Below are 23,637 nucleotides of genomic sequence, written 5' to 3'. Positions count from 1 at the left end.
GGCGATGCGTCTCAGGCCGCTCGTCGGGGGAGCGGCTGGGTGGCCAACCGCTCGAGGGTCCGCCGGAACGCGCGCGCCGTCCCCGGCCAGAGCAGGGTGAGCCGGCCGCTCCGCTCGTCGACGTACCAGCTGCGGCATCCGCCGGTCAGCCAGACCGTGCCCGCGGCCATCGCGTCGAGGTCCGCGGTCCATCGGCGCTCGGCGTCGGCGTCCACCTCGACCGTGCGCGCACCGTCGGCCCGCGCGCGTCGCAGGACCGCGACGACGAACCGTGCCTGCGTCTCGATCATGTCGACGGCGCTGTTGTGGCCGAGCGCCGCGTTGGGCCCGTCGACGACGAACAGGTCGGGGAACCCGGCCACCAGGGTCGTCGCCCAGGCCGTCATCCCGCCGCCCCAGTGGTCGGCGAGCAACAGGCCGTCGCGGCCCCGCACGCGTCGGGCGACGGGCGGTTCGGTGGCGGCGAAGCCCGTCGCGAGCACGATCACGTCGACCGGGTGCCGGCGCCCCGAGTCGGCGACGGCCTCCGTGTCGTCCACCGCGACGAGCGCCGACGACTCGAGCACGGCGCGACCGGACGCCAGCGCCGGGTAGTAGTCGTCCGAGAGCAGGACCCGCTTGCACCCGATCTCGTGGTCCGGGGTGAGCGCGCGTCGCATCACCGGGTCGGGCACCTGCGCGGCGAGGTGGTCGAGCGCGAGCCGACGCAGGGCGTCGCGGGCGGCACCGGGAGCGCGGCGGGCGACGTGCCCAGCCTCGGCCTGGTCGAACAGCGTGGCGCGCTCGCGCGCGAGGAACGCCGGGTCGGCCGCGGCGTGCTCGCGCTCCGTCGTCGGCACGGCCTCGTCGTTCCGCGGGACGACGTAGGGCGCCGAGCGTTGGAACACGACCGTCCGTGCCGCCTCGACCGCCACGTGTGGCACGAGCTGCACCGCCGATGCACCGGTACCGATCACCGCGACCCGCGCGCCCGCCACCGACGTCCTCGGGTCCCACGCGCTGCTGTGGACGACGGTGCCGGGGAACCGATCGAGCCCCGGCACGGCCGGCAGCCGGGGTTCCGACAGCCGGCCGGCCGCGAGGACCAGCGAGCGGCACCGGACCACCCCGCGGCTCGTGGTGAGGACCCAGCCGGCCGCGTCCTCGGGTCCCTCGTGCCACCGCGCGTCGAGCAGTTCGGTGCCGAAGCGCACGTGGGGCGTCACGCCCTCGGCGCGGGCCACGCCCTGCAGGTATGCCTGGATCTCCGCGCCGGGCGCGAACCGGCGGCTCCAGTCGGGGTTCGGGCGGAACGAGAACGCGTAGAGACGGGCGGGGATGTCGCATGCCACGCCGGGGTAGACGTTGTCACGCCACGTCCCGCCGACGTCGTCCGCGCGCTCGAGGACGACGAGGTCCCGGTGTCCCGCCCGCAACAGGCCGGACGCCACCGCGATCCCGCCGATGCCGGCCCCGACCACGACCGTGTCGACCACGGCGGGCAGGGTGTGCGAGGGCGACGGTGCGACCGGCCCGGTCACGCGGGGGAGCCCTCGCCCGTCACGGCCCCGTAGTCCGTCCGTCGCTCCCGCAGGGGACGTCCCGCGGCTGCCGCGAGGGCCTCGAGGTCCCGCCGTTCGAGCACGAGGCCCGCCTCCGGGCCGGCTGACGGTCGGAGCGCGCCGTCGAGCAGGACGCCGCCGACGTCGTCCGCGCCACCTCGGAGCACGTCGGCCGCCGTCGCGAGCCCGAGCTTCGTCCACGCCGCCTGCACGTGGTCGATCCGCCCCGCGAGCAGCAGCCGTGCGACCGCGATGACCGCGCGGGACTCCGACGGTGTTGGACCGGGCCCGGCGACCGCCGCGACCGCGGCGGGTGCGTCCGCCGGGACGAAGGGCATCGGGATGAACTCGGTGAACCCGCCGGTGCGGTCCTGCACGCGCGCGATCGTCCGGAGGTGCGCGACGACCTGTGCTGGCGTCTCGACGTGCCCGTAGACCAGGGTCGCGGTCGAGGGCAGACCGGCCGCATGCGCGGCGCTGATCGTCTCGGACCAGGTCGTCGCCGGTGGGTCCTGCCCCTCACTGAGCACGGCGCGCACGTCGTCGTCGAGGACACGGGCGGCCGTGCCGGGCACGCTCGTCACGCCGGCGTCCCGGAGCATCCGGAGGAACCCGGGCAGGTCGACCCCCGCACGGGCCGCGCCGTCGACGAGCTCGGGTGGCCGGAAGGCGTGCACCGACAGGGCGGGGGCCGCGCGACGGACCGCGCGGACGACGTCGGTGTACACGGCGGCCGGGAGGGCCGGGTCGGGTCGTCCCTGCAAGCACACCTCCGTGGCGCCGAGCGCCGCCGCCTCCGCGGCCAGGGCGGCGACGTCCTCGACGGTCAGACCGTCCCCCTTCCCGGCCTCGTGGTCGTCCCCGACGAGCCGCGCGGTGTCGATGTTGCGGTTCACGACGTGGGTCACGGCGTCGAGTCCCGCCGCGGCCCGCACACGGTCGGCGAGCTCGGCGAGCGCGTCGAGCTGCGCGCCACGGGCGGTGAGCAGCACGGCGGCGTCCTCGTCCGTGATCGCGGACGGGTCGGTCCCGACGGCGACGGTCGCCGCGGCGAGTGCGGCGTCGACCCGAGGATCGCCGACGGGCGGTGCCGCCGCGTCGCGCCCGAGTCGCACCGGCGTGCCGTCGTCGCGGGTGGCGGACCGGCCGCGGACGGGTGCCTGCTCGTCCGCGAGCCGGGTGACGGGGTCCTGCAGGGCCTCCAGGGCGGGTCGGACGGCGTCGTCGAGCCAGCGGTCGGCGTCGGCCAGGTACCGCGGGTGGGCGGTGAGCCGTTCGCGGAGCGTGTACCCGGACCGGGCGGTGAGGTCCGCGAGCGTGTCGAGTTCCGGCCACGGCCGCTCCGGGTTGACGTGGTCGGCGGTGAGCGGACTGACGCCGCCCCAGTCGTCGACGCCCGCGCGGACGAGCAGGTCGAGCTCGGCCGCGTCGGTGAGGTTCGGCGGCGCCTGCACGGTGGTGTCCGGCCCCATCACGACGCGCGCGACGGCCACGGCGGCGACGTACTCGACGAGGCCGAGGTCCGGTTCGTTCTGCATCGCCGTCCGGGGCTTCGCGCGGAAGTTCTGGACGATGGTCTCCTGCACGTGCCCGTACCGCTCGTACAGCCCGCGGATGGCGAACAGGGCCTCGGCGCGGTCGTGGTGGTCCTCGCCGATCCCGAGCAGGACGCCCGTGGTGAACGGGATGCGGGAGCGTCCGGCGTCCTCGATGACCCGGAGCCGCAGCGCAGGGTCCTTGTCGGGGGACCCGTGGTGCACGCCGCCGGGTTCGGACCACAGCCGCGTCGCGGTCGTCTCGAGCATCATCCCCATGGAGCCCGCGACCGGGCGGAGGCGCTGCATCTCGGCCCAGGACATCACGCCCGGGTTGAGGTGCGGGACCAGCCCGGTCTCCTCGCGGACGAGCCGCGCCATGGCGTGCACGTAGTCGAGCGTCGAGTCGTACCCGTGGTCCGCGAGCCACGTGCGCGCCGCACGCCAGCGGTCCTCCGGGCGGTCGCCGAGCGTGAACAGGGCCTCCTTGCAGCCCATCGCCGCACCCGCACGGGCGATCGCGAGGATCGCCTCCGGCTCCATGTACGTCGGGATGCCGCGCGTGGCGAGGCCCCCGGGGGTGTCGACGAAGACGCAGTAGTGGCAGCGATCGCGGCACAGCTGCGTGATCGGCAGGAACACCTTCTTCGAGTAGGTGATGACGCCGGCGCGTCCGGCACGCTCGAGTCCGGCGTCCCGGATCCGGGAGGCCACGGCGAGCAGGCGGTCGAGGTCGCGACCGCGGGCTCCGAGCAGGGCGGTGGCGTCGTCCACGTCGATGGGCTCGTCCGACTCGGCGCGATCGAGGGCCCGGTCGAGCGCCGGGGAACCGGGGGCGCGCCGGTCCGGGATCGGGACGGCGGTGGGGACGGGCACGGATGTGGGCACGGTCATGGCGGGCTCCCGGACGGCGTGGGCGGCGGACCGGTGCTCGACGGAGCACCCCGGACCCAAATCGAGGCCCGATCGGTGACTCCACCGATGCTAGCCGGGCCGGCGGGCGCCGCCGTCCGCCGGGCCGTCAGGTCTCCGAGGTGAGGTGCTGCCCGAGGAAGGCGACGTGGTCGGGTGCCAGGCGCCTCCAGAACGCCATGTCGTGGCCGCCGGCCTCGAACCCACCGGCCGGACGACGGGTGAATCCGTCGATGTACGTCCGGACCGCCGGTTCGAACCCGTCGCCGGTGCCGCAGTCGATCCGCACCGGGATGCCGTCGAGCGCGCGCTGCCGGCCCGTCACCGTGTTCGCGGCGAAGTCGGTCGGGTCGTCGAACGCACCGCGGGCGGTGTCCCCGGCGGTGGTCCACAGCGCGGGGGACAGCGCGGAGACGACGCGGACCCGGTGGCGCCCGAGCACTCCCGCGAAGTGCAGTGCGCCGTACCCGCCCATCGAGTACCCGGTGAACCCGAGGCGGGCCGTGTCGAGTCCCTGCCGCGCGAGCAGGGGGAGGAACTCGTCGAGCACCATCGACGCGGGGTCGTCGCCGTCGGCCCGCCGATGCCAGTAGCGGTCGCCCCCGTCGACCGCGGCGATCGCGAAGGGCGCACCACCGTGGTCGACGTGCTCGGCGAGGAACCGGTCGAGGCCGAGCCGGTGCCCGAACAGGTCCGCGTGGTCGTCCCCGTACCCGTGGAGCGCGACGACGACGGGGAGCGCGTGGTCCGACGTCGGCGCCGCGACCGTCCAGCCCACCCGTCGACCGCGTCGTGCGCGCGAGGTGAACGAGCCCGAGCGCGTCGGGACGGGACGGACGTCCGGGATGCGCCCGGCGTGGCCGTCCAGGCCGAGCACCCGGTACAGGGTGGACCGCCCGGGGAGCGCCCGGAGGTCGACGGCGGCACCGAGGGCACCGACCGCGGCGACGCCGACCGCCCCGACGACGAGTGACCGGCGCGTCACGACGGCGCGGCGGGATCCGGAGGGTGCGGCCATGGGGACGATCAGGCTCCGGTGTCCGGCGGCGCGACGTGGCGGGCGTGGTGCTCCGCCGGGACCCGTGTGCCACCGGCGTCCGTCGGGGCCCCCGATGCGAGGTGGGCCGGTGTGGGGTCGTGATGCTGCGTGGGCTGGGCGGGGGCCGTGTGGTCGGCGGCGGCCGTGTGCTCGTCGTGCGGCGTGGGCTCGGTCTGCGCGTCCTGCCCGGGCTGCTGCCCCCGTCCGGGCTGCTGCCCCTGGCCGGGCTGCTGTCCCCGTCCGGGCTGCTGCCCCCGCGGGAGCACGAACACGAGCAGGAACGCGAGCAGCGCGAACGCCGCGCTGACGAGCATGGCGTGGGCCGCGGCGTCGGCGAACCCGGTGGCGAGCGCGGCCTTCGAGCGGCCGGACACCGTCAGCGTCCCGAACAGCACCGACCCGATCACCGCGATGCCGATGGCTGCGCCGACCCGCTGGATCGCGTTGACGACCGCGCTCGCGGCGCCGGCCTCGGCGGGGTCGACGGTCGCGACGATGATCTGCACGTTCGGGGCGATGAAGAACCCGTTGCCGACGCCGGCGATGAACAGCGGCGCCAGGAACTCCCAGTTCGTCAGGTCGGACGCGTCCGTGAGCTGCAGGACGAGCCAGGACCACACGAGCCCGATCGTGACGAGCGCCGTGCCGAGCACGAGGACGTTGCGTCCGAGCCGGCCCACGAGCCGGGCGCTCTGCGACGAGCCGGCGATCGAGCCCACGGCGAACGGGGTCGCGACGAGCCCGGACTCGAGCGCGGTGTGGCCGAGGCCGCTCTGCCAGAGGAGCGAGATCGTGAAGAAGATGCTCGTGAACGCGGCGAAGTACACCAGGGCGAGGATGACGCCGCCCGTGAACGCCCCGTGGCTGAACAGGTGCGGTGGGACGAGCGGTGCCGCGCCCCGGCGGCTGATCCGGAGCTCCCACAGCGCGAACAGGGCGATGAGCACGACACCGGCCGCGAGCGTCAGGTAGGTCCAGAGCGGCCACCCCTCGTCCTGGCCCTGGATGAGCGGGACGAGCAGCGCGACGAGGCCCGCGGAGACGAGCAGGAGTCCGACGAGGTCGACGCCCTTCGCGCCCTCGCGGACGTCGAGGTCGCGTCGGGCCGGCAGGAGCGCGACGGCCGCGATGAGGGTCGCGATCCCGATCGGCACGTTGACGTAGAACACGGTGCGCCATCCGTCGGTGTCCCCGAACGCCTGGATGAGCAGACCACCGAGGATCGGCCCGAGCGCCGTGGACACCCCGATGACGGCACCCATGATCGCGAACGCACGTCCGCGCGTCCGCGGCGGGAACAGCAGCTGGATGAGGGCGGTGACCGCGGGGACGAAGATGCCGCCCGCGAGACCCTGGACCACGCGGAACACGACGAGCCAGACGGCGTCCGAGGCGATGCCGCACGCGAAGCTCGCGGCGGTGAACAGCGCGAGCCCCGAGAAGAACACCCACTTGTGCCCGATGCGGTCGCCGACCCGTCCGGCCGGGATCAGCGTCAGCCCGAACGCGAGCGCGTACCCCGAGATGATCCACGACAGCGTCGCCTCGGACGCGTCGAGCGACTGGCGGATCGTCGGCAGGGCGACGTTCACGATGGTGGTGTCGAGCAGTGCGATGAACATGCCCGCGAGGAGCACGATCATCGCCTGCCAGGCGCGGCGGGGCACGGCGTCGGCGGACGGCTGCCGGGTGGTCGGTTCGGTCACGGGTCGCTCTCGGATCGAGGATGGGCGGTGCGCACCCGGCCCGGAGGGCGGGCGGTGCGGGGTCAGTCGGCGAAGATCTGCCCGACGGGCTCGCGCTTCTCGGCCTGGAAGCGGTCCTCGGCGCGACCCAGCGCCCAGTATGCCGACAGGGACATCGCGCGGCGCTCGATTCCCCAGCCGTCCTGCAGGATCGCTCGGATCGCCTGCATGGCGCCGCGCTCACCGTGCGCGAACACCGCGACCGGCCGGGAGGGCCGCGACAGTCCGCGAACAGCGTCCGTGAGCAGCGCCCCGGCTTCGGCGACGGCTCCGTCGGGCCCACGGCGGTGGAGCCACCGCACCACGACCCCGTCCGGGGCCGCGAGCGGGAGTTCGTCCTCGGGGCCGTCCACCTCGACGAACGCGCGTCCCGAGGCGGCGGCGGGCAGGGCCTCCAGGACGGCGGCCACGGCGGGCAAGGCGGAGTCGTCGGCCACGAGGAGGTGCCAGGTCGCCGGGTCGGCGGTGGGGGAGTAGCCGCCTCCGGGACCGGACAGCGCGAGGGTGTCGCCCGGCCGTGCGGACGCGGCCCAGACGCCGGCGACGCCCGCGTCGCCGTGCACGACGAAGTCGATCGTGATGGTGCGGGCGACCGGGTCGACGGCGCGGACGGTGTAGGTCCGGCGCACCGGCATGTCCTCGGGCGCGAGTCGGCCGCGGAGCGCGTCGAGGTCGTACGGCGGGGTGAGGCCGAGGTCCGGACGCGCGAACAGGAGCTTGACGTACTTGTCGGCGGCGGCCAGCCGGTCGGGCGACGCCCCGGCGACGAAGTCGTCGAACGCGGGGCCGCCGAGGTGCACGCGGACCAGGTGCGGGCCGAGGCGCTCGGTCCGGTCGACCACGAACACGTGCTGGGCTCGGGCTGGCCGCGGCTGGGGTCCGGCGGCAGCGGGTGCGGGGGGATTCGTCATCACCTGCAGTCTCCCAGCACATCCGCGGCGTGACCGGGCATTTCTCGGTCGATTCTCGGAGCCGCCGTGCGCGGGTACGGCCACTGAGGAGAACCCGCGCGTTCTCACAACCCGCCCCCGGCCCGCTCATGGGATCGACACAGCCTGAGACCGTTCGATCATCCCACGACCACCGGCAGGGTGCTGGCGTCGCAGCGGATCGGAGACCCCATGGCGATCGGGACGGTTGGGCGGGCAGCGCCCACACGGCGCCCCACCGAGCGGCAGCTCCGCCGGCGGCACCGGACGCGCCAGGTCACCGTCGACCTGCTCGTCGTCGCGGTGTGGGTGTCGGCCGCCATGGCGCTCGCGCTCTGGCTCACGGCGGTCCCGGTGCGGTGGGACGGCATCGGTGTCGTCGTCACCGACCTCGGGATCGCGGCTGGCCTCGTCGGGACCGACCTCGTGCTCGTGATGATCGTGCTCGCGGCCCGCATCCCGTGGATCGACCGCGTGGTGGGACACGACAGCGCGATGGCCGTGCACCGGTCCCTCGGCAAGCCGTCCCTGTACCTGTTGCTGGCCCACGCGGTGCTGCTCGTCGTCGGGTACGCGCTCGAGGCGCACGTCGATGTCCTCGCCGAGGGGTGGGCGCTCGTCACCACGTACGACGTCTTCCTCTCGCTGCTCGCGATCCTGGCGATGATCGCGGTGGTCGTGACGAGCGTCGTCGCGGTCCGACGGTACCTGCCGTACGAGGGCTGGCACGCCGTCCACCTCCTCAGCTACGTCGCGGTGCTCATCGCTCTGCCACACCAGCTGTCGCTCGGCGGCATGCTCGCGCACGGCTCGTGGCAGCGCACGTACTGGATCCTCCTGTACGCGACGGCGATCGGCGCGATCGGCTGGTTCCGGTTCACCCTGCCCGCGATCCGGAGCGTCCGGCACCGCATGGTGGTCGAGCACGTCGAGCGCATCGCGCCCGACGTCGTGTCGCTCTGGATCCGCGGACGTCGGCTCGACCGACTCGGGGCGCGCGGCGGACAGTTCCTCATCTGGCGGTTCTGGTCCGGCGAGACCTGGTGGCACGCCCATCCGCTGTCGCTGTCGGCGGCTCCGTCGAGCACGCGGCTGCGGATCACCGTCCGGTCCCTCGGTGCCGGGAGCGGTCGACTCGCGACGCTCCCGCCCGGAACGCGCGTGTCGTTCGCCGGACCGTACGGTGTCTTCACCGACCGTGTCCGGGCAGGCGACCGGATCGCCGTCGCTGCCTCCGGCATCGGCGTCACCCCGATCCGCGCGTTCCTCGACCACCTCGACGTGCCCCGGGGCGCCGTGACGATCCTCCTCCGCGCCCGGAGCGAGCGCGAGACGTACCTGTGGGACGAGGTGTTCCAGTGGGCGACCGACCACGGCGCCCGCGTGTACACGAGCATCGGACCGCGTGGCCCGGGTCCGAACGGGTGGCTCGCCGCCGCTGACACGTCGCGCGGGGTCAGTGCGGGCACCGTCTGGCCGGGCATCGCGGACAGCGACCTGTACATCTGCGGACCGGACGGCTGGTCGGACCTCGTCGAGGCGGACGCCCGACGCGCGGGTCTGCCCGCGGACCGGCTGCACCGCGAACGATTCGACTGGTGAGGAGAGGGTGGTCATGAGGAAACGGGCACTCATCGGCGGGGTCCTCGCGTCGGTCGCCGTGGTCCTGGGGTCCTGGGAGGTCGGGCAGCCACACACGACGACCACCACGACCACCCCGGCGGCCAGTGGCGACGACGGCGGTTCGTCGTCCGGCTCGTCGTCGTCCGGCTCGTCGTCGTCCGGTTCGTCGTCGTCCGGCTCGACGTCGTCCGGCTCGACGAGCACGGCGACGTTCACCGACGGGACCTTCACCGGCTCCACGGTGTCGACCCAGTACGGCGACGTCCAGGTGCAGGTCACGGTGTCGGGCGGCAAGATCACGGCCGTGACACCCCTCCACCTCACCGACGCCGAGCAGCGCTCCGTCATGATCAGTGAGCAGGCGGCACCGCTCCTCGAGGACGAGGTCCTCAGTGCCCAGTCCGCCGACGTCGACACCATCAGCGGCGCGACCTACACGAGCGACGCGTACCTGCAGTCACTGCAGGCGGCGCTCGACGAGGCGCGATGACGTCGATCGGGTCGGTGACACCGACCGGGGACGGCGCCGGCGTCAGACGCATCGACGCGCCCGACGGCGTGCGACTCGTCGTGCCGACGATGGGCACGATGGCGTCGATCCGGGTCGACGGACCCCGCGGCGACACCCGCGGCCTGGAGGGCCGGATCACCGCCGTCGTCGACCGGCTCGACCGCGAGTTCAGTCGCTGGGACCCACGCTCCCCGGCGAGCGCCGTCGCCCACGGCCGACTCCGCCTCGGCGACACGAGCGCGGAGCACCGAGCCGTGTACGCGCTCGCGATCGACTGGCGGAACCGCTCGGGAGGCGCGTTCGATCCCCATCGACCCGACGGCACCGTGGACCTCGCGGGCATCGTGAAGGCGCTCGCGATCGAGCGGGTCGGCGCCGTGCTCGACGACCTCGACGCCGTGGGGTGGGTGTGCAACATCGGTGGTGACGTCCTCGTCGCCGGCACGACCATGACCGGGCGCCCCTGGACCGCGGGGATCGTCGACCCCGCCGACCGATCGTCGCTCATCCGTCGCGTGCGGCTCCTCGCCCGGCACCGCGCCGTCGCGACCTCGGGGACCGCGGAGCGTGGCGCACACATCTGGTCTCCGCTCGGCGACCAGTCGACGAGCGAGCGGTTCGTCCAGGCGAGCGTGGTCGCGGCCGACATCGTGACCGCGGACGTCCTCGCCACGGCCGTGATGGCCGGTGGTGCGACCGCCGCCGCGCTCGCCGCGTCCGAGCACGGGTGCGTGGTCCTCGCGGTGCGGCCCGACGGCACGACCGCGACGTGGGGGCTCGACCGACAGCTGCAGACCCGGCGCGGTGCCCACGCCGCCTAAGGGGGTACCGGGCGCGAGCACCGCGCGGGCGTCGCTTCCGCTGAAGGAGGGGCGACGGGAACGATCCTGTTCGTCCCGGACCAAGGAACCGCCAAGGAACCGAGCGACGCCCGTTCCGGCAGTTCGTGCTCTCGGAGCGGACGCACCGAGCCGTCATACGGGTGCCACAGGCGGGAGCGGTGTCATCGATCCAGGCGCTTCGCGGCGCTGCACACGCCCGGAGGTCCGGGAGCACCACGATCAGGAAGACCAGCCATGACGAGCACGAACGACACGGACCGACGCCCCGACTGGGAGCACACGCCCGCTCCCGGGGTGGACCAGCGCCCGGCGCCCGATCCGATGCCCCGGGTGTCCGGCGGGGAGCGGCGTGGCGGCGTCCCGGGATGGAGCGAGGTGCCGTCGGTGCGCGTGCCGCCCGTGATGTTGCCGCGGACCTCGGTCAGGTCGTCGCGGCGCTGGTTCTGGCCGGCCGTCGTCGCTGCGGTCGCGGTCGTGGCCCTGTTCGTCGGTGGCGTCGGCGGGTACGTCATCGGGCATCGGTCGTCCGGCACGACGACGCAGCAGTTCCCGAGCGGCGGGACCGGCGGGTACGGCTCGCCGGGCGGTGGGACGGGGGAGTTCCCGGGCGGAACCGGGTCGGGTAGCGGCACCGGCAGCGGCACCGGCACCGGCACCGGCACCGGCACCGGCACCGGAACCGGCACGGGCGCGGGCACCGGCACCGGAACCGGAACGGGTGCCGACGCCGGTGACGCCGGCACGTCCTCCTGACCGCGCCGGCGGCCGCCTCGGGTCAGACGACCGACCAGCCGCCGTCGCTCGGCAGGACCGCGCCGTTCACGTTCGCGGCGTCGTCGCTGAGCAGCCAGGTGATCGCGGCCGCGAGCCGCTCCGCCTCGGCGGGCTGGGGCACGGCGACCTGCATGATCGGACCGATGCGGCCGGCGGCGAAGTCCGATCGCATCGGGGCCTCGATGTTCGTCATGACCGCTCCGGGCGCGACGGCGTTCGCGCGGACGCCGCTCGGGCCGTAGAAGAACGCGACGCTCTTCGTGAGGCCGACGACGGCGTGCTTCGACGTCGTGTAGGCGACGCCGGCGGCCGAACCGCGGAACGCCGCCTCCGATGCCACGTTGACGATCGAGCCCGCGCCGGCGGGGATCATGAGCCCGAGCACCGCGCGCGTCAGACGCATGGGCCCCGTCACGTTGACGCCCATGACGCGGTCCCACGTCGCGTCGTCGACCTCGGCCGGCGGCAGGAACGCGTCCATGATGCCGGCGACGTTCGCCAGGCCGTGCACGGATCCGTCGGCGGCCGCGATGACGGCGTCGATCGTCGGGGCCTGCGCCACGTCGCCGACCACGGTGACGACGTCGTGCCCGGCCAGCTCGCCGCGCAGGGCGTCGAGTCGGTCGGCGACGACGTCGGTGGCGACGACGCGGGCGCCCTCCTGCACCAGCCGGGTGGCGGTGGCCCGGCCGATGCCGGAACCGGCGCCGGTCACGATGACGGTCCTCCCGTCGAATCGTCCCGGGGTGATGGTCTGCGTCATGATTGCTCCTCGTCGAACACGGGCCGCGGGTCGGCCCGGAAGCAGTTATAGCACCCAGTGCCAAAAGGAGGCCCGGTGGCAGCAGCGAGAACGGGCCGTCCCGTCGAGGTGGACCCCGACCGCGTCGCCGAGGTCGCGCTCCGGCTGTTCGCCGAGCGCGGCTTCGATGCGGTGACCATGGACGACGTCGCGGTGGCGGCTGGCGTCAGTCGGCGCACCCTCTTCCGGGTGTTCCGGACCAAGGACGACCTCGTCTGGGGCGGGACCGCCGAGGCGGCCGACCGGATCGCCGCCGAGCTCGCCGCGCTGCCGGACAGGGCCGACCCCTACGAGGCGATGCGGACGGCGTACGTGGCCGCGCTCACCTTCCCGTCCTCGCTCATCCCCGTGACGCGGGCGCGACTGCGTCTCATCGCGGACCACGAGCGATTGTCGGCCGGTGCGGTGACCCGGCTCGGCGCGGGCCGTGACCTCGTCGTCGGGGAGCTGCGCCGGCGGCTCGGACCGGACGCGTCGCCGCTGCTCCTCGAGGTCCGTACCAGCGCGATCGCCGCCGCGGTGTTCGCCGCGATGACCTTCTGGGCCCGGCAGGACGACGGCGATCCCGCGACCGTCGTGGACCGCGCTCTCGCAGGCCTCGTCCGGGACTGGTCGGCGGACGGCTGAGGTCGACCGAGCCCGGCGTTCGGCCGGACGAGGTTCGCCGTCACCGGCCGATCGACGTCGCCGACACGGGCGTGACCGACTCGGCCGGGAGGACCGGGACCGGCTCGCGCAGGCCGGTCCCGTCCTCGAGCGGCTCGCCGCGGCTGCTGCCGACTAGGAGCGGTCCTCGCGGCGGCGGACCTGTGCGCGCGGGTCGCGTCCCGTGACCGGGTACGGACCGGTGACGCCCTCCCGGAGCGACGCGATGCGGAGGATCCGGTCGCGCTGGAGGAACCACCCGACCACGAGCAGCGGGATGATCACCACGAGCGACGCGATCGTGAGCGTGCCGATCGGCCAGTCGATCGCCATGAGCACGAGCACGGACACCAGGAACGCGAGCGTCAGCCAGGACGTCACCGGGGCGCCCGGGAGCCGGAAGGTCGGCTCCTTCGCCAGGCCCTGCTTCGCCCAGACCCGGAGTCGCATCTGGCAGAGCATGATCGTGCCCCACGCGGTGACGATCCCGAGCGCCGACACGTTGAGGACGATCTCGAACGCCTGGCTCGGCACGAACAGGTTGAGCACGACACCGGCGAGCGTGAAGCAGGCCGTGAGCAGGATGCCCGCGAACGGCACCCCGCCCTTCGACATCTTCGTCGTCCACTTCGGCGCGGAGCCGTTCATGCCCATCGAGTGCAGCGCCCGGCCCGTGGAGTACAGACCGGCGTTCAGAGACGACAGCGCTGCGGTGAGCACGACGAAGTTCATGACGGATCCGACGACGTGCCCGACCTGCGGGTTGCCGATGGACGAGAAGAACGTGACGAAGGGGCTGACGCCCTCCTTGTAGGACGTGTACGGCAGGAGCAGCGACAGCAGGATGATCGAGCCGACGTAGAACACCGCGATCCGGAGCACGACCGAGTTGATCGCCCGGGGGATCACCTTCTCGGTGTCCTGCGTCTCGCCGGACGCCGTGCCGACGAGCTCGATCGCAGCGTAGGCGAACACGACGCCCTGCACGACGAGCACCGCGGGCAGGAGCCCGGTCGGGAACAGCCCGCCGTGGTCGCCCCAGATCGAGAAGCCGGTGTGGACGCTCGCGCCGCCGGTCTGCACGGGGAACGCGAAGAACAGCCAGATGAGTGCGATCACGAGGAACGCCACGAGCGCGGCGACCTTGATGAGCGCGAACCAGAACTCGAGTTCGCCGAACACCTTGACCGCCACGAGGTTCGCGGCGAGCACGACGAGCAGGGCCACCAGGGCGAGCGCCCACTGCGGGATCGCGCGCGTGCCCGTCCAGTAGTGCAGGTACAGGGCGACGGCGGTGGTGTCGACGATCGACGTCATGGCCCAGTTGAGGAAGTACATCCACCCGGCCGCGTACGCGAACTTCTCGCCGTAGAACTCGCGCGCGTACGAGATGAACGAGCCGGACGACGGACGGTGCAGCACGAGCTCGCCGAGCGCGCGGAGGATGAAGAACGCGAAGATCCCCGCGACCAGGTAGACGACCGCCAGCGCGGGTCCGGCGGAGTGCAGCCGACCGCCGGCGCCGAGGAACAGACCCGTGCCGATCGCTCCGCCGATGGCGATCATCTGGAGCTGCCGGGGCTTCAGGCCGTGCTGGAACCCCTCCTGCTCGTGGGCGAAGTCGTTGCCGGACGCCCGTCCGGTGTCGTTCGCTGGTGGCCGTCCGGTGTCGCTGTGGTCCTGCGCGGTCATCCCGCCACCGTACCGACGAGCTGCCGGACGTGCTCCCGGACCAGGGGGCAGCGACGGTTGCGCGACGGTCGTCGTCCAGCCGTCGCCACGTGTCAGCGTGGTTCCATGGACGGATGGCACCGCTCATCCGTCTCCTCGTCGCCGTCGGGTTCGCGCTGCTCCTGACCGCGGCGACGGCGCTCGTCCTCCACCTGGTGTTCCGAGCCCTCGCACGCCGGGGCCGATGGGCGGCCGTGCTGTCGCGCCGCACGAAGCACCCGACCCGGACGGTGCTGCTCGTCGCGTTCCTCTGGACCGCGTTCGCGTCCTCCATCCGGCCGGACGCCCGGCTGTACCCGTGGCGGGACGACGTCACCCACGGGTTCCTCATCGTGACCATCGCGGCGGGTGCCTGGCTGGCGTGCGAGCTCGCGATCTTCCTCGAGGACCTCGGTCTGCACCGCTACCGCGTGGACGTCCCCGACAACCGCGTCGCGCGGCGGATCCGCACGCAGGTGCTCATCATCCGGCGGCTCACCGTCGTCGTGGTCGTCGTCATCGCCGTCGGCTCCATCCTCCTGACGTTCCGGGGGATCGAGGCGGCCGGCGCGAGCGTGCTCGCGAGCGCGGGCCTCATCAGTGTCATCGCCGGCATCGCGGCGCAGTCCACCCTCGGCAACGTGTTCGCGGGCATGCAGCTCGCGTTCTCGGGCGCGGTCCGGGTCGACGACGTCGTGGTGGTCGAGCAGCAGTGGGGCCGGATCGAGGAGATCACGCTCACCTACGTCGTCGTGCACCTGTGGGACGACCGGCGCTTCATGCTGCCCTCGACGTACTTCACGACGACGCCGTTCGAGAACTGGACCAGGACGAGCAGCGAGCTCCTCGGGAGCGTCGACTTCGACCTCGACTGGCGGGTGAGTCCGGGCCAGATGCGGACGGAGCTCGACCGGATCCTGGTGACGACGGACCTCTGGGACGGGCGCACCAAGGTCCTGCAGGTCACCGACGCCGTGAACGGGCTCGTACACGTGCGGATCCTCGTGACGGCGCACGACGCACCCGGCCTGTTCGACCTCCGCTGCTACGTCCGCGAGGAGATGATCGCCTGGATCCAGCGCACGCACCCCGATGCGCTGCCGCTGCAACGGGTCATGATGGTCGACCCGACGCCGGACCGACCGCGGTCGCGGCGCGAGCCGTCCACCGCCACGAGCTCCGCCCTGTTCGGGGGCGACGAGGGCAGCGACCGCGCCGCGCTCTTCACGGGACCGATCCAGACCTCCGGCATCCGGCCGGACCAGATCCCGCCCGCCGACGCCGCGTGGCAGCGCACCCGGCGGGCGCCCCACGACCCGCGGGACGCTAGCGGACCTGCTGCCGGCCCTTGATCATCCGGTCGTCCTCGATGACGGTGCCGACCGCGACGATCGTCGTGGCGAGCCACGCGACCCACGTCAGGGCGAGGCGCCAGTCGCGCGGTCCCTTCCGCGTCGTCTGCAGGACGCTCCACCCGCTGAAGAGCGCGCTGAGCACCGATCCGTTGAACAAGAACTTCCGCACGTGTGCCTCCTGGTGTCGTTCCAGGCCACGCTACCCGTGGGTATGGTGGAGCGCCGTCCGCAGCGGACGGTGATCAGGACGAACCAGGAGGCCCCGTGCGTCAGGCCGCGATCGGGGCGCTGCTCCTCGTCGCCGGAGCGGTGTGCGTCGTGGTCGGTGTCCTGCCCGTGCCCACGCTCCTCGCGCTGGCCGACCGGGTGGTCCCGGTCCTGGCGTTCGTGCTGGGCCTCACGATCGTCGCCGAACTCGCGGCGGACGCGGGCGTGTTCGACCGGCTGGCCGACCTCGCGGCCCGGGTCGGGCGTGGCCGGACCCTCGGGCTCTGGGCAGCCGTCGTCGTGCTCGCGGTCGTGTGCACGGTGTTCCTCTCGATCGACACGACCGCGGTGCTCCTGACCCCCATCGTCATCGCCCTCGCTCGGCGGGTCCAGCTGCCGCCGATGCCCTTCGCGCTCACGACCGTGTGGCTGGCGAACACCGCGTCGTTGCTCCTACCGGTGTCGAACCTCACGAACCTGCTCGCCGTCTCGCGCATCGGACTGGCGGGGCCGCCGGCGTTCGCGGGGCTCATGGCGCTGCCGGCGCTCGCGGGGGTCCTCGTGCCGTGCGTCGTGCTGCTCGTCGTGTTCCGTCACCGGCTGCGCGGCGGGTACGCGCCCCCGCCCGTGCGCCGACCGGAGGACCGCGTGTTCTTCGTCGCAGCCTCCGCGGTCCTCGCGGCCCTCGTCGTGGCGCTGACCGCCGGCGTCACCGTGTGGGTCGCGGCGCTCGCCGCGGCCGCGGTCCTCGTCGTGGTCGCCGCTGTCCGCCGACCCGACGTGCTCCGCCCCGCTCGTGTTCCGTGGCAGCCGCTCGTCCTCGCAGCGGGGTTGTTCGTCGCCGTCGAGACCCTGCATGCAGTCGGCTCGACCGATCCGCTCGTCCGGGCGCTGCACGGCGGTGACGGCTTCGGGTCCCTGCTGGGGCTCGCGGGCGCGGGCGCGCTCGCGGCGAACGGGATCGACAACCTCCCCGCGTACCTCGTGCTCGAGCCGGCGGCGGGCAACGCGGCCGTGCGGTACGCGGCGCTCCTCGTCGGAGTGAACGCCGGGTGCCTCGTGACGCCGTGGGCGTCGCTCGCCACGCTGCTCTGGCACGCACGGCTCCGCGCCGAGGGCATCGCGCTGTCGTGGGGTCGCTACGCGGCGCTCGGCTGCGTCGTCGCCCCGCTCACCGTCGTGGCGGGCGTCGCGGCGGTCCTCGTCGCCCGCTGAGCACCGGTGGCACCGTCGGCGTGGGCCGGTCCTGCCGTCGTCGGCGTCAGAGCCAGTCGCGCCGACGGAACACGGTGTACAGCGCGACCGAGGACACGACGATGAGCACGGCGGACGCGACGAGCCCGGACCAGGCGCCCTCGCCGGGGAACTTGATGTTCTGCCCGAACCACCCGGTGATGGCGGTCGGGATCGCGATGATCGCCGCCCAACTCGTCACCTTCTTCATGACCAGGTTCATGCGGTTCGACGCGAGGTTGAGGTTCGTCTCGAGCACGCTCGACACCGACTCACGGAGCTGGTCGACCTGCTCCGTGGCCGACGTGATGTGGTCTGCCACGTCGCGGTAGTACGGTCGCAGTCCGTCGCTGACCTGCGTCGCGTCATCACGGACGAGGGTCTGGATCACCTCGCGCTGCGGCCCGACGAGCCGCCGCAGGGTCCCGAGCGCCTTCCGCAGCGCGAACGACCGCCGCTGGATGTGGGACGTCTGCGCGGACACCTCGAACAGGTCGTCCTCCAGGTGGTCGATGAGGTCCTCGAGCTGTTCGACCGTCGCGGTGGCGTGGTCCGCGAGCACGTCGAGGACGCCCCACACGAGGAACGCGGCACCGTGGCCGGCCAGGTCGTCGTTGGCGTCCCAGCGGCGCACGAACTCCTGCGCGTCGAAGCCCGGCGCGTGCATGGTGACGACGGCGCGTTCGGTGACGAACGCCTTGACCTCGTGCGTCACCAGGTCGGTGCCGCCGCGCGAGCACGTCACGTCGTACGCCACCAGGAACAGGGCTCCGTGGTACCGGTCGAGCTTCGGCCGTTGCCCCGGCTCGAGTGCGTCCTCGCTCGCGAGCGCGTGGATGCCGAGTTCGTCCTCGATGCGCGCCAGCTCGTCGGCCGTCGGGTCCGTGAAGTCGACCCACACCACCTCATCAGGACGCTCGAGGTGGTCGGACACGTCCTCCACCGGGAAGTCCTCGGCCGCGACCGTCCCGTTCCGCCACATCCGCGTCCGCACCATGCCGGTCATCGTACTGAGGCACACGTGCGGCCCGGTGCCTGGCGCGTCCGGGTCCACGGCGAGACCCGTGTCGACCGGGAGGCCCGCGTCGGTCGCCGGGACGGGGCAGGCTGGGTGCATGGCGGTGTTCACGAAACGGCGGTCCGACGCTCCCGACGGCTTCTTCGTGGCGGAGGCGGCGGGACTGACGTGGCTCGGTGCCGCTGGCGGCGTCGCGGTCGCGGCCGTGCTCGACGTCGGACGGCGCCACATCGACCTCGAGGAGCTGTCCGACGTCCGGCCCACGCCCGGTGTCGCTCGCCGGTTCGGCCACGACCTCGCCCGCACGCACGACGCCGGCGCCGCGGCGTTCGGTGCGCCGCCCGAGGGGTGGGACGGCCCGACCTTCATCGGCAAGCGGCCGCAGTCCTGCCGGCCGTCGTCGTCGTGGGGGCGCTTCTACGCGGAGCAGCGCGTTGCACCGTTCCTCGACCTGGCACGTGCTGCGGGCAGTGTCACGGATGACGAGCACGCCGCCGTCCGCAGGGTGCTCGAGGCCGTCGCGGACGGGGCGCTCGATGACGACGACGTGCCCGCGCGACTGCACGGCGACCTCTGGAACGGCAACGTCGTCTTCACGCCGGGCGGCGTCGTGCTCATCGACCCCGCGGCGCACGGCGGGCACCGCGAGACCGACCTCGCGATGCTCGACCTCTTCGGCTGCCCGTACCTCGACGAGGTCGTGGCGGGGTACCAGGAGCACGGGCCCCTCCGTCCCGGCTGGCGGGAGCGGATCCCGCTGCACCAGCTGCACCCGCTCGCGGTGCACGCGGCCGGCTACGGACGGTCGTACGGGCACGCGCTCGTCGACGCCGCGCGGCGGACCGCCGCGCTGCTGCGGTGACGTCCCTCGCCCCTCGTCCGCCCCGCCGCCGCCCCGGCTCCATCGGCCCGACGTCCGCCCCCGGGCAGCCTGGATGCCCGCTGCTAGCCTGGACCGGCCCGCCGCCGCGACGGGTGCCGAGCGCCTCCCGCGCCCGTGCGACGTCCGGCGCCTCCCGTCGCCGGTCGGCGGGACCAGAACGGAGAGCCCGCACCAATGTCCGCAGTCCCCCCGGAAGCCGAGCCCACCGACACGACGCCGACCCCCGACCGGACGGCCTCCACGGACCGGTTCGGCTTCGTCGTGGTGTCGAACCGCCTCCCCGTGGACCGCGTGGTCGACGAGGACGGGACCGAGGGGTGGCGGCACTCGCCGGGCGGGCTCGTCACCGCGCTCGAACCGGTGATGCGCGCGAACGACGGCGCGTGGGTCGGTTGGGCGGGCCAGCCCGACGTCGACCTCGACCCCTTCGAGAACGACGGCATCCACATCGTGCCGGTGCCGCTGTCCGACGCCGAGATCGAGGAGTACTACGAGGGCTTCAGCAACGACACCCTCTGGCCGCTGTACCACGACGTCATCGAGCAGCCGACGTACCACCGCGACTGGTGGAACGCGTACCGGCGGGTGAACCAGCGGTTCGCCGAGGCCGCGGCGGCGGTCGCCGACCAGGACGCCGTCGTGTGGGTGCAGGACTACCAGCTGCAGCTCGTCCCGCAGCTCATCCGCGAACTCCGTCCCGACGTCACGATCGGCTTCTTCAACCACATCCCGTTCCCGCCGGTCGGGATCTACGCGCAGCTGCCCTGGCGGTCGCAGATCATCGACGGCCTGCTCGGCGCCGACGTCATCGGGTTCCAGCGGTACGACGACGCCTCGAACTTCCTCCGCGCCGTGCGCCATATCAAGGGCCACACGACCAAGGGTGCGATCGTCGACGTCCCGGTGGACGACCCGGACGCCCCGCGTTCGCGACGGGGCATCACGGTCCGGCACGTCGAGGCACGGCACTTCCCGATCTCGATCGACGCAGAGAGCTACGAGGACATCGCCCGACGGCCCGAGGTCCAGGCCCGTGCCCGCGAGATCCGCGAAGGACTCGGCAACCCGAAGACGGTCCTGCTCGGGGTCGACCGACTCGACTACACCAAGGGCATCGGACACCGCATCAAGGCCTTCGGCGAGCTCCTCGAGGACGGCCGCATCGACGTCGAGGACGCCACCCTCGTGCAGGTCGCGAGCCCGAGCCGCGAGCGCGTCGACACCTACAGGGCACTCCGCGACGAGATCGAGCTCACGGTCGGTCGCATCAACGGCGACCTCGGCACGATCAGCCACCAGCCGATCAGCTACCTCCACCACGGCTACCCGCGCGAGGAGATGGTGGCGCTCTACCTCGCCGCCGACGTCATGCTCGTCACGGCGCTCCGCGACGGCATGAACCTGGTCGCCAAGGAGTACGTGGCGAGCCGGTTCGACAACCAGGGCGTGCTCATCCTGTCCGAGTTCGCCGGCGCCGCCGACGAGCTCCGCCAGGCCCTGCTCGTCAACCCGCACGACATCGGCGCGCTCAAGGACGCCATCGTGCGCGCGATGCAGATGCCACAGCGCGAGCGCGCGACCCGCATGCGCGCCCTGCGCAAGCGCGTGCGGGACAACGACGTCGCGCGGTGGTCGCGGTCCTTCATCGAGGCACTCGACCGGCACGCGCCGGGCGGCGGCATCGACCCCGAGGCGACCGACCCCGGTGACGAGCACGTCGACGAACTCGCGCAGACCACGCCGGTGGAGGCGCGTGATGCCTGAGGCCCCCTCGCTCGACAGCGCGATCGAGCGGCTGGGTGGGGCGCGGTCACTGCTCGTCGCCCTCGACTTCGACGGCACCCTCGCGCCCTTCGCGGACGATCCGGCAGCGGTGGCGGCTCTGCCGGGCTCCTGGGCCGCGGCGCTCACCCTCGACCGCGCACGCGACACCCACGTCGTCCTCGTCTCGGGCCGCCCGCTCGCGGGGTTGGCGCGCGTGACGCACGCTCCCGACGGCATGTCCCTCGTCGGGTCGCACGGCGTCGAGTGGCGGGTGGACGGCCACGACGAGGCCGCGCTGTCGCCCGACGAACTCGCGGCCGTGGATCGGATCGGCGCGCTCCTCGATGCGGTCGCCGAACGCCATCCCGGTGTCCACATCGAGCACAAGCCCGCGGGCCTCGGGGTGCACACGCGTCGCGTCGGTCCGGCCGAGGCCCGAGCGGCCGTGGAGGACGCCCGGGCGACGGTGCTCGCGGCGTTCCCCGACGTCCACGTGCGCGATGGCAAGGACATCCTCGAGTTCGCGGTGCGCGACGTCACGAAGGGCGACGCCGTCGAGCGGCTGCGTGCGCTCCTCGACGCCGACCGCGTCCTGTTCGCGGGCGACGACGTCACCGACGAGGACGGCTTCCGGGCGCTCGACCAGGACGCCGGCGACGTCGGCATCAAGGTCGGGCCGGGGGAGACCCGCGCGGCGCACCGCGTCGCCGACCCTGCTGCCCTGACGCCCGTGCTGCAGGCGCTGGCGCGCGCCCGCGCCTTCCGCTGACGCTCCCGTCCGCTCGCGCTCGGCCCCGCGTCCGGTTGGTGTACCAACTGCATCTAGACTCGCTCCATGCCTGATATCGACGTCAAGCCCCGCAGCCGTGCTGTCACCGACGGGATCGAAGCCACCACCTCGCGTGGCATGCTCCGGGCGGTCGGCATGGGCGACGCGGACTGGGACAAGCCCCAGATCGGCATCGCCTCGTCCTGGAACGAGATCACCCCCTGCAACCTCTCCCTCGACCGTCTGGCGCAGGGGGCGAAGGAGGGCGTGCACGGCGGCGGCGGGTACCCGCTGCAGTTCGGCACGATCTCGGTGTCCGACGGCATCTCGATGGGCCACGAGGGCATGCACTTCTCGCTCGTCTCGCGCGAGGTCATCGCCGACAGCGTCGAGACCGTGGTGAACGCGGAGCGCCTCGACGGCACGGTCCTCCTCGCCGGCTGCGACAAGTCGCTCCCCGGCATGCTCATGGCGGCGGCCCGGCTCGACCTGGCGAGCGTGTTCCTCTACGCCGGTTCCGTCATGCCCGGCTACGTCAAGCAGGCCGACGGCTCGGAGAAGCAGGTCACGATCATCGACTCCTTCGAGGGTGTGGGGGCCTGCAAGGCGGGCACCATGACCGAGGAAGAGCTGAAGAAGATCGAGTGTGCGATCGTCCCGGGCGAGGGCGCCTGTGGCGGGATGTACACCGCCAACACGATGGCGTCCCTCGCCGAGGCCCTCGGCATGAGCCTCCCCGGGTCGGCTGCGCCGCCGTCGGCCGACCGTCGTCGGGACTACTACGCGCACCGCTCCGGCGAGGCCGTGGTCGAGATGCTCCGCCTCGGCATCACCGCACGGCAGATCCTCACCCGTGAGGCCTTCGAGAACGCGATCACCGTGCTCATGGCGCTCGGCGGCTCGACGAACGCCGTCCTGCACCTGCTCGCGATCGCGCACGAGGCCGAGGTCGAGCTGACCCTCGACGACTTCAACCGCATCGGCGCGAAGGTCCCGCACATCGCCGACATGAAGCCCTTCGGCCAGTACGTCATGGTGGACGTCGACCGCAACGGCGGCATCCCCGTCGTGATGAAGGCGCTCCTCGACGCGGGTCTGCTGCACGGGGACTGCCTGACGGTCACGGGGAAGACCCTCGCCGAGAACCTCGCCGAGATCGATCCGCCGGAGCTCGACGGCAAGGTCATGCGCAAGCTCGACGACCCGATCCACGCCACGGGTGGCCTGACGATCCTCCAGGGCTCGTTCGCGCCCGAGGGCGCGGTCGTCAAGACGGCCGGCTTCGACGCCGAGGTCTTCCAGGGCCCCGCCCGCGTGTTCGACCGGGAGCGCGCCGCCATGGACGCCCTGACCGAGGGCCGGATCGGCAAGGGCGACGTCGTCGTCATCCGCTACGAGGGCCCGAAGGGCGGCCCGGGCATGCGCGAGATGCTCGCGATCACCGCCGCCATCAAGGGCGCGGGCCTCGGCAAGGATGTACTACTCTTGACCGACGGACGATTCTCGGGCGGCACAACCGGCCTGTGCATCGGCCACATTGCACCGGAGGCAGTGGACGCAGGTCCCATCGCCTTCGTGCGCGATGGCGACCAGATCCGCGTCGACATCGCCGCTCGCACGCTCGACCTACTGGTCGACCCTGCCGAGCTGGAGGCCCGCCACGACGGCTGGGCACCGCTTCCCCCGCGGTACACCCGCGGTGTCCTCGCGAAGTACGCGAAGCTCGTCCGGTCCGCCGCCCAGGGCGCGGTCACGGGCTGAGCGCCGACCTCCACCCTCGCACCACGACGGCGGCGCCGT

20 protein-coding genes are annotated in these 23,637 nt (G+C 73.2%); 11 read left to right on the top strand and 9 right to left on the bottom strand.

Translation table 11 applies throughout. The annotated features are described in order from the left end of the window. Window positions 1-11 precede the first annotated feature (11 nt). The 5 genes from DEI88_RS10175 to DEI88_RS10155 form a co-directional block, all read right to left on the bottom strand. Entirely contained in the window at window positions 12-1,520 is a 1,509-nt protein-coding gene (locus DEI88_RS10175; RefSeq protein ID WP_220038114.1) for a flavin-containing monooxygenase, read from the bottom strand. Continuing rightward, the gene (gene cofG, locus DEI88_RS10170; protein WP_111071440.1) at window positions 1,517-3,970 is read right to left on the bottom strand and encodes a 7,8-didemethyl-8-hydroxy-5-deazariboflavin synthase CofG; all 2,454 of its coding nucleotides are present in this window, start codon (window positions 3,968-3,970) and stop codon (window positions 1,517-1,519) included. The genes DEI88_RS10175 and cofG overlap by 4 nt, the downstream gene beginning before the upstream one ends. A 127-nt stretch (window positions 3,971-4,097) precedes the next feature. Next, window positions 4,098-5,006: an alpha/beta hydrolase gene (locus tag DEI88_RS10165; protein ID WP_111071394.1), complete on the bottom strand. Its 909-nt coding sequence runs from the start codon at window positions 5,004-5,006 to the stop codon at window positions 4,098-4,100. 8 nt (window positions 5,007-5,014) lie between these two features. Continuing rightward, complete coding sequence (locus DEI88_RS10160; RefSeq protein WP_258374934.1) at window positions 5,015-6,733, bottom strand: DHA2 family efflux MFS transporter permease subunit; 1,719 nt, start codon at window positions 6,731-6,733, stop codon at window positions 5,015-5,017. 62 nt (window positions 6,734-6,795) lie between these two features. Next, window positions 6,796-7,683, bottom strand: a complete 888-nt coding sequence (locus DEI88_RS10155; protein WP_111071395.1) for a siderophore-interacting protein — start codon at window positions 7,681-7,683, stop codon at window positions 6,796-6,798. Window positions 7,684-7,893: 210 nt separating this feature from the next. Between DEI88_RS10155 and DEI88_RS10150 the strand changes: the two genes are divergently transcribed. The 4 genes from DEI88_RS10150 to DEI88_RS10135 all read left to right on the top strand — a co-directional run bounded on the left by DEI88_RS10150 (window position 7,894) and on the right by DEI88_RS10135 (window position 11,430). Next, window positions 7,894-9,303: a ferredoxin reductase family protein gene (locus DEI88_RS10150; RefSeq protein ID WP_146246013.1), complete on the top strand. Its 1,410-nt coding sequence runs from the start codon at window positions 7,894-7,896 to the stop codon at window positions 9,301-9,303. A 13-nt stretch (window positions 9,304-9,316) separates the two neighbouring features. Beyond that, entirely contained in the window at window positions 9,317-9,814 is a 498-nt protein-coding gene (locus DEI88_RS10145) for an FMN-binding protein (protein WP_111049912.1), read from the top strand. Further along, window positions 9,811-10,656, top strand: coding sequence for an FAD:protein FMN transferase (locus DEI88_RS10140; protein WP_111036579.1), 846 nt, complete (start codon window positions 9,811-9,813; stop codon window positions 10,654-10,656). The genes DEI88_RS10145 and DEI88_RS10140 overlap by 4 nt, the downstream gene beginning before the upstream one ends. Window positions 10,657-10,911: 255 nt before the next feature. Next, window positions 10,912-11,430: a hypothetical protein gene (locus tag DEI88_RS10135; RefSeq protein WP_111071397.1), complete on the top strand. Its 519-nt coding sequence runs from the start codon at window positions 10,912-10,914 to the stop codon at window positions 11,428-11,430. 22 nt (window positions 11,431-11,452) lie between these two features. Here DEI88_RS10135 and DEI88_RS10130 read toward each other — a convergent pair whose 3' ends face one another. After that, complete coding sequence (locus DEI88_RS10130; RefSeq protein ID WP_111009581.1) at window positions 11,453-12,214, bottom strand: SDR family NAD(P)-dependent oxidoreductase; 762 nt, start codon at window positions 12,212-12,214, stop codon at window positions 11,453-11,455. 75 nt (window positions 12,215-12,289) lie between these two features. On the opposite strand from DEI88_RS10130, the gene DEI88_RS10125 reads away from it, so the two are divergent. Beyond that, window positions 12,290-12,880 carry a TetR family transcriptional regulator gene (locus DEI88_RS10125; RefSeq protein WP_220038115.1) on the top strand — a complete coding sequence of 197 codons (591 nt, stop codon included), beginning with the start codon at window positions 12,290-12,292 and terminating at the stop codon, window positions 12,878-12,880. A 153-nt stretch (window positions 12,881-13,033) separates the two neighbouring features. Here DEI88_RS10125 and DEI88_RS10120 read toward each other — a convergent pair whose 3' ends face one another. Next, the gene (locus DEI88_RS10120) at window positions 13,034-14,590 is read right to left on the bottom strand and encodes an amino acid permease (protein ID WP_111071399.1); all 1,557 of its coding nucleotides are present in this window, start codon (window positions 14,588-14,590) and stop codon (window positions 13,034-13,036) included. A gap of 113 nt (window positions 14,591-14,703) precedes the next feature. On the opposite strand from DEI88_RS10120, the gene DEI88_RS10115 reads away from it, so the two are divergent. Further along, window positions 14,704-15,960 (top strand): mechanosensitive ion channel family protein, encoded by a 1,257-nt coding sequence (locus tag DEI88_RS10115; RefSeq protein WP_111036569.1) that lies wholly within the window; start codon window positions 14,704-14,706, stop codon window positions 15,958-15,960. On the opposite strand, the gene DEI88_RS10110 is transcribed toward DEI88_RS10115, so the two are convergent. Then, the gene (locus DEI88_RS10110) at window positions 15,935-16,132 is read right to left on the bottom strand and encodes a hypothetical protein (protein WP_111009585.1); all 198 of its coding nucleotides are present in this window, start codon (window positions 16,130-16,132) and stop codon (window positions 15,935-15,937) included. The genes DEI88_RS10115 and DEI88_RS10110 overlap by 26 nt on opposite strands. Window positions 16,133-16,227: 95 nt before the next feature. Between DEI88_RS10110 and DEI88_RS10105 the strand changes: the two genes are divergently transcribed. Then, a complete protein-coding gene (locus tag DEI88_RS10105; protein WP_111009586.1) occupies window positions 16,228-17,385 on the top strand; it encodes an SLC13 family permease in 1,158 nt (385 codons plus the stop codon). Window positions 17,386-17,431: 46 nt separating this feature from the next. Here DEI88_RS10105 and DEI88_RS10100 read toward each other — a convergent pair whose 3' ends face one another. Beyond that, window positions 17,432-18,400 (bottom strand): magnesium transporter CorA family protein, encoded by a 969-nt coding sequence (locus DEI88_RS10100; RefSeq protein ID WP_220037490.1) that lies wholly within the window; start codon window positions 18,398-18,400, stop codon window positions 17,432-17,434. 118 nt (window positions 18,401-18,518) lie between these two features. Between DEI88_RS10100 and DEI88_RS10095 the strand changes: the two genes are divergently transcribed. The 4 genes from DEI88_RS10095 (at window position 18,519) to ilvD (ending at window position 23,598) form a co-directional block, all read left to right on the top strand. Then, window positions 18,519-19,283 (top strand): fructosamine kinase family protein, encoded by a 765-nt coding sequence (locus tag DEI88_RS10095; protein WP_111071400.1) that lies wholly within the window; start codon window positions 18,519-18,521, stop codon window positions 19,281-19,283. Between the two features lie 195 nt (window positions 19,284-19,478). Then, window positions 19,479-21,068 carry an alpha,alpha-trehalose-phosphate synthase (UDP-forming) gene (otsA, locus tag DEI88_RS10090; RefSeq protein ID WP_111050147.1) on the top strand — a complete coding sequence of 530 codons (1,590 nt, stop codon included), beginning with the start codon at window positions 19,479-19,481 and terminating at the stop codon, window positions 21,066-21,068. Next, window positions 21,061-21,837, top strand: coding sequence for a trehalose-phosphatase (gene otsB / locus DEI88_RS10085; RefSeq protein WP_111071401.1), 777 nt, complete (start codon window positions 21,061-21,063; stop codon window positions 21,835-21,837). The genes otsA and otsB overlap by 8 nt, the downstream gene beginning before the upstream one ends. A 66-nt stretch (window positions 21,838-21,903) precedes the next feature. Next, window positions 21,904-23,598 carry a dihydroxy-acid dehydratase gene (gene ilvD / locus DEI88_RS10080; RefSeq protein ID WP_111013417.1) on the top strand — a complete coding sequence of 565 codons (1,695 nt, stop codon included), beginning with the start codon at window positions 21,904-21,906 and terminating at the stop codon, window positions 23,596-23,598. Window positions 23,599-23,637 lie beyond the last annotated feature (39 nt).

It is taken from the genome of Curtobacterium sp. MCBD17_003, assembly GCF_003234885.2.
Classification (GTDB): domain Bacteria; phylum Actinomycetota; class Actinomycetes; order Actinomycetales; family Microbacteriaceae; genus Curtobacterium.
The sequence above is the reverse complement of the archived record's forward strand: the minus strand, read 5'-3'. Positions and strand labels throughout refer to the sequence as shown.

Excerpts from the sequence above, each read along its gene's own strand:
- cofG (WP_111071440.1), bottom strand. The coding sequence starts at position 3,970 with ATGACCGTGCCCACATCCGTGCCCGTCCCCACCGCCGTCCCGATCCCG.
- DEI88_RS10140 (WP_111036579.1), top strand. The coding sequence starts at position 9,811 with ATGACGTCGATCGGGTCGGTGACACCGACCGGGGACGGCGCCGGCGTC.
- DEI88_RS10165 (WP_111071394.1), bottom strand. The coding sequence starts at position 5,006 with ATGGCCGCACCCTCCGGATCCCGCCGCGCCGTCGTGACGCGCCGGTCA.
- DEI88_RS10120 (WP_111071399.1), bottom strand. The coding sequence starts at position 14,590 with ATGACCGCGCAGGACCACAGCGACACCGGACGGCCACCAGCGAACGAC.
- otsB (WP_111071401.1), top strand. The coding sequence starts at position 21,061 with ATGCCTGAGGCCCCCTCGCTCGACAGCGCGATCGAGCGGCTGGGTGGG.
- DEI88_RS10135 (WP_111071397.1), top strand. The coding sequence starts at position 10,912 with ATGACGAGCACGAACGACACGGACCGACGCCCCGACTGGGAGCACACG.
- DEI88_RS10150 (WP_146246013.1), top strand. The coding sequence starts at position 7,894 with ATGGCGATCGGGACGGTTGGGCGGGCAGCGCCCACACGGCGCCCCACC.
- DEI88_RS10155 (WP_111071395.1), bottom strand. The coding sequence starts at position 7,683 with ATGACGAATCCCCCCGCACCCGCTGCCGCCGGACCCCAGCCGCGGCCA.
- ilvD (WP_111013417.1), top strand. The coding sequence starts at position 21,904 with ATGCCTGATATCGACGTCAAGCCCCGCAGCCGTGCTGTCACCGACGGG.
- DEI88_RS10145 (WP_111049912.1), top strand. The coding sequence starts at position 9,317 with ATGAGGAAACGGGCACTCATCGGCGGGGTCCTCGCGTCGGTCGCCGTG.
- DEI88_RS10115 (WP_111036569.1), top strand. The coding sequence starts at position 14,704 with ATGGCACCGCTCATCCGTCTCCTCGTCGCCGTCGGGTTCGCGCTGCTC.
- otsA (WP_111050147.1), top strand. The coding sequence starts at position 19,479 with ATGTCCGCAGTCCCCCCGGAAGCCGAGCCCACCGACACGACGCCGACC.
- DEI88_RS10100 (WP_220037490.1), bottom strand. The coding sequence starts at position 18,400 with ATGGTGCGGACGCGGATGTGGCGGAACGGGACGGTCGCGGCCGAGGAC.
- DEI88_RS10095 (WP_111071400.1), top strand. The coding sequence starts at position 18,519 with ATGGCGGTGTTCACGAAACGGCGGTCCGACGCTCCCGACGGCTTCTTC.
- DEI88_RS10130 (WP_111009581.1), bottom strand. The coding sequence starts at position 12,214 with ATGACGCAGACCATCACCCCGGGACGATTCGACGGGAGGACCGTCATC.